We start from the raw sequence: 5,027 nt of genomic DNA, 5'->3' as shown, positions 1-5,027 counted from the left end.
CGGCCGCTGGATGCGCTCGAAGAGTTGAGGCTGGCCTGCAATGCGCTTCTGGCCGAGGTCGGCGGCATCTTCAAGGTGCAGGTCGGCGCTCCGGGTAGCGCGGTATACGCGTTTACGGACGACGATATCATCATCACCAAAGGCCAGAGCCTTGCGCCGCACGGCACGCTGGATGATACGACGAATGCGGTGGAGGCGACATATCCAGAGCCTGCCGAAAAGTGGACGATGAAGGACGCGCCCGCGCGCTATGACAGCGCGCTGGAACTGGCCGACGGCAACCGCCGCCTGCCGGAAAGCTTCAGCTTTGAGGCCTGCCCATACGGCGGCCAGGTGCAGCGGCTTATGCAGGCGATGCTGAAGGACGCACGCCGGTTTCGCACGCATCAGTTTTTTCTGCCGCCCGACGCCTGGCCGCTGGAGCCGAATGACGTTGTCAGCTGGACCAGTGCCCGCAACGGTTATGACAACAAGAAGTTTCTGGTGGTCGGCATCAGCACGACGCCGGGCGTCAATGCTGCCGTCTCGCTGAAGGAAATCGACCCCTCCGATTATGACTGGTCGGCGGCCGATGCGTTGCCGACCGCAGTCGGCTGGCTTGGCAAGATCGGTGTGCCGGCACAGGTGATGACCGGCTGGAATGTTCAGCCTGCCACGCTTCACGATGCCGAGGGCAATGCCTGGCGCCCGACGATTCGCGTCGGTTGGGCCGGCGGCCTGGATGATGTTGAGCGGGTGTGGGTACAGGTGCGGCAGGCGGCGAATGGCGATGTGGTCTTCGACAGCGACAGCATGCGCTATGCCAGCCCGTATTACGCGCTTTTGCAGCCCGTTTTCCGGCACAATACGGACTATGAGGTGCGCGGGCGTTATATCCCGATTTCGCGGCGACCGACGGAATGGTCGGCATGGCTTTCCGTCACGACGCCGGATGTCGCGACCGACCTCGATGTGACGCTCGATACCGTCGGCGAGGACGTCCGCAAGCGATTTGAAGAATTACAGGCTGATTTTAATCTTGCGCAGATGCGGCTTGCCGATCTTGCCGCCTCGGTCTCGTTGCAGGGCTCTGTCGGCCTGCTGGACCGGCTTGAACTGCGCCAACAGGCCGGCGAGGCGTTGGCGCAGATTATCGAGGAACGGCTCGTTCGCGCGACGGAAGACGAGGCGCTGGCCCAGCGGACCTTGCTTCTGGGCGCTGAACTGGATGATGCCACAGCGGCGCTTGTGCAGGAGCAGATCGCTCGGGCAACAGCCGATGCGGCGCTGGCAGAGCAGACCAACACACTGACAGCCCAGCTTGGCGATGCGTTTGCTGCGGGACAGGTGAAATTTTCCGTGGCTGCCGACCAGAGTGGCGTTGACGCACGCTTTTCCGTTCTGATCCGGGCCGGAACCGGCGGCGCCTTCCGGGAAAGCGGCTTCTATCTTGAGGTCTATACCGAAGGCGGCATCCAGCGATCGCGCTTTGCGGTCAATGCCGACCAGTTCGTCGTACTGAACAATGGCCAGCGGCCGCTTGTCTTCGAAGGTGGGACCCTGAAACTCAACGTCGCCGACATCGGTACGGTGCGCGCAGGGTACATGGAAAGCCTCAACAACAAGATGATTGTCGATTTGAACGCCGGGAGGATCATTATCCGCTCATGACCCGCACGCTGATCGGCCTCGATTATGCTGGCGTAGCCTCGGTCAAGGTCTCGACCGACGCCTATGATCCGGCGACAACGCCAGACACGACCTATGGCGCCTGGCTCTATAATTCCAAATTCGACCCGGTCCGGTATTGGGGCGCCACGACTATTACAGATGCAGGTGGAGCGCCGGATGAGCAGTATTTTCCGGCAGGGTCAAATGGCAGCAATTATCAACTCCTGATCACGAATTACGCACTGACCTATTACTATTTTCGCAATAGCTGGTTCGATGGTCTCTATTATTCGATGCCTGTTTTCTCGAAAAAAATCGTATCGTTCTCAGGGCGTTTTTCGGGTCGTATCGTGCGTCAATATTTTGGCTACGAGGGACGGAGCGGTTATCTGGCATCCACCGGTGCTTGGTCTCCGGGATGGTATCAAGGATACTACAATAACGGCATACTTACCCCTCCATTTGGCGACGGAACGTGGAGCTATCCAGATTACGACGAGAACGGAAACCCATCGTCAAACTTAGTTATTCAGGTCTGGAACCTTCCGGGGAACGTGGAGCCCATCCTCGATCCACCGCTCGATCCTGTTGCGGGTCAGACATCGGTGATCATAGACAGCACGACCTGTCGTGTTGCGAAGCCTGGCTATGATGCCAATACGGCAAGCGAAAGTCAGCTTGCCTTCGACAGTTCGGTTTTGCCGATCAAGGTTGTCGCGGCAAACGATGTTGCCGTTCCATCCGGTGTCTCAAGTGTGCCGGTCGGATCGGTCCCAGACGATTGTCTGGTCGATGTCCATTTCTACAACGGCGCAGACATCTATTATCCTGTCTCTCCGTTTCTCGGCGCCAATGACCCATCGATCGGCGCGGAATACTGGCTTTCCGGTGGGCAGCTTCATTTTGACAACAGCTATGGCGCTTGCCGCGCGCGCTACATGGTCTATGCCAGCAACAATGCTGGTCCGACCTATGGCGATAATGGTGTCATACGGCAGTTCAACGATGGAGCGCGGGATGTGGTCCAGTTCCTGCGGCCGGGCGCCGGTGCTGATCCGAACTTTGCGGACATCATTCTCGATACCCGCTGGCCGGCACTCAGGATTGTAAAGCAAGGCTATATACCGATTACCGCCGACGGCTATCAGGAGTGGGCCGTATCTTTCGATGCAGGGGGGGCGTGGCCCTTCATCAAATACATGACGGTTCACGGCGGTTATTCGTCTTCCGGCGAAAATTGGTCTGCGATGATCCGGGAGCCTTACGTTAAGCGGCTCTACACAAACACGCCCGGATCGGCGGGCGGTGCGGCGGGCGACACGACCTATTGTCGCCTGTCTTCGACGGAAGCGCGTTTCTACACCTATCGCGGCAATCCGGTTCGCATGTTCTATGCGGATTTTGAAGACTACGACAATCGCCGCCTGTCTTATCGATACGACGAAGCGCCAATCCAGGGCATCCGCTATTACATTTTCGGGATACCGCAGCCATGAATTACACGACTGGCACAATCACGCTTACAAATGGTTCGGCGGCCGTGACCGGGACCGGTACGGGTTGGCAGACTGCGCTGATCGCAGGCGGCGTCATTTATCCGCAGACAGCCGGAAACCCGTTGCCGATTGCAAGCGTCGACAGCAATACCGAAATCACGGCAGCAACGGAATGGGTCGGCGCAACCGGCACCTACGCCTATGCGATCCAGCGGCAGGACGACGCAAACCAGACCTATGCCAACGCAGAGGCGCTTGCGCGCTACATCGCGCAACTTGATAACCCGACACTTTCAGCCATTGCGGGACTGACGCCAGCCGCCGATAGGCTCCCGTACTTCAATGGGAGCGGCTCTGCTGATCTGACGATGCTAACCGCTTTTGCGCGCACCCTGCTTGCCGCCACCGATGAGGCCGCTGTCCGGAAGACTATTGGCGCTGCTCCTGAAACGCCTGGGAAGGTGGCGATGTTTGCCACGCCGTCGGCTCCGTCCGGCTGGTTGAAGGCCGATGGCGTATTATTGTCGCGCACGGCTTACGCCGGCTTGTTTGCCGCCATAGGGACACGTTTCGGAGCGGGCGATGGATCGACCACTTTCGCATTACCGGATCTTCGCGGTGAGTTTCTGCGCGGCTGGGATGATGGTCGTGGCGTCGATGGAAGCCGCGCTCTGGGCAGCGCGCAGTCCGATGCGATCCGTAATATCACAGGTCAACTTGGCGCATATACAACCGGAAGCCTGCAAAGCATTTTTGGCTCGGGGGACGGCGCATTCAGCGTGGATACGCCTGCCGCTGATGGGAGTATTGTCTCGGGATCGCCAAATGCACTTACGCGCTATCGATACGTGAACTTCGACGCATCGGCCGTTGTCCCCACGGCCTCGGAAAACCGCCCGCGCAACATCGCACTGCTTGCCTGCATCAAATACTGACGGAGTTGATCATGGATATCTATCATTTCAGCGTTGAGACCGGTGAGTATCTGGGCAAAAGGAAGGCTGACCCTGACCCGCTGGTAGAAGGCCGCTTCCTTATTCCCGCTAATGCCGTTACCGTCGCGCCGCCTACTGCAGGGCCGTATGAGGCAAGTGTATTTGCCGAAGGGCGATGGAGCCTTGTTCCTGATTATCGCGGGCAGACTTGGTTCGATCAGGACGGCAACGCGGTCGAGGTGGCGAACTTGGGCGATCCGGCTGGACTTGGATTGCTCGCGGATAAACCGGCGGCTCCGACGCAGGCGCCGACCGGTGATGCGCTTGCCGCCGATGCCCGCGACCTGTCATGGCGCGCCCGGGTTGCAGGCGTCGACATCAACGGCTTCAGAGTGAAGTGCGACGACGGCGCGATCGCGTTGATCAACGGCATGGCTGCGCTCGCCCAGCGGGACGAGGCCCGGACCTTCAACTTCGATGCCCGCGACGGGATGGTGATCCTGACGGCAACCGACGCGATCGCTCTGGCGACGGCTGTCGGCGAATTCGTGCAATCAACCTTTGATCGGCGGGCGGCGGTGCTTTCCGCGATTGCGGTTGGTTCCGTTTCCACCACGACCGAGATTAACGACGCCTTTGCTGACGTGACTGACGACTGGATGCCGCCATCCGCATAATCGCTGATCCAGCCGCGTGGCGAGCGGCGCAAACTCCAAGGACAATCGAACATGGAAATCACCACGGTATCCAGCCGGGGGCGCGCTTTCGTGCGTCTTCATGAAGGCAATCCGCTGACGGCGTATCTCGATCCGACAGGCACGCCGACGATCGGGACCGGCTTCACCATGAAATCCGCCTACTGCAAACGCGAATTCGCAAAGCTCGGCATTACAAAACTCATTCCCGGCAAGACGAAAATCACCGCCGAACAATCAGACCGGATCCT

General features: G+C 59.3%; 5 protein-coding genes. All 5 read left to right on the top strand.

Translation table 11 applies throughout. The features are described 5' to 3' along the window. Nucleotides 1-1,650: phage tail protein (locus tag ABID12_RS20780; protein ID WP_354435957.1), on the top strand; the 1,650-nt coding region annotated here is incomplete at its 5' end. Continuing rightward, nucleotides 1,647-3,146, top strand: a complete 1,500-nt coding sequence (locus ABID12_RS20775; RefSeq protein WP_354435956.1) for a hypothetical protein — start codon at nt 1,647-1,649, stop codon at nt 3,144-3,146. The genes ABID12_RS20780 and ABID12_RS20775, both read left to right, overlap by 4 nt. Next, on the top strand, nt 3,143-4,081 hold the full coding sequence (locus ABID12_RS20770) for a phage tail protein (RefSeq protein ID WP_354435955.1): 939 nt from the start codon (nt 3,143-3,145) through the stop codon (nt 4,079-4,081). The genes ABID12_RS20775 and ABID12_RS20770 overlap by 4 nt, the downstream gene beginning before the upstream one ends. Nucleotides 4,082-4,092: 11 nt before the next feature. After that, nucleotides 4,093-4,758 carry a DUF4376 domain-containing protein gene (locus tag ABID12_RS20765; protein ID WP_354435954.1) on the top strand — a complete coding sequence of 222 codons (666 nt, stop codon included), beginning with the start codon at nt 4,093-4,095 and terminating at the stop codon, nt 4,756-4,758. Nucleotides 4,759-4,809: 51 nt separating this feature from the next. Continuing rightward, the coding region (locus ABID12_RS20760; protein WP_494337881.1) for a lysozyme family protein at nt 4,810-5,027 on the top strand (218 nt) is incomplete at its 3' end.

Source organism: Martelella mangrovi, from assembly GCF_040545495.1.
GTDB classification, from domain to species: Bacteria; Pseudomonadota; Alphaproteobacteria; order Rhizobiales; family Rhizobiaceae; genus Martelella; species Martelella mangrovi.
This window is presented reverse-complemented; position numbering and strand designations above follow the sequence as displayed.

What these genes read in the sequence shown, in the direction of transcription:
- ABID12_RS20775 (WP_354435956.1), top strand. Translation starts at nt 1,647, where the DNA reads ATGACCCGCACGCTGATCGGCCTCGATTATGCTGGCGTAGCCTCGGTC.
- ABID12_RS20770 (WP_354435955.1), top strand. Translation starts at nt 3,143, where the DNA reads ATGAATTACACGACTGGCACAATCACGCTTACAAATGGTTCGGCGGCC.
- ABID12_RS20765 (WP_354435954.1), top strand. Translation starts at nt 4,093, where the DNA reads ATGGATATCTATCATTTCAGCGTTGAGACCGGTGAGTATCTGGGCAAA.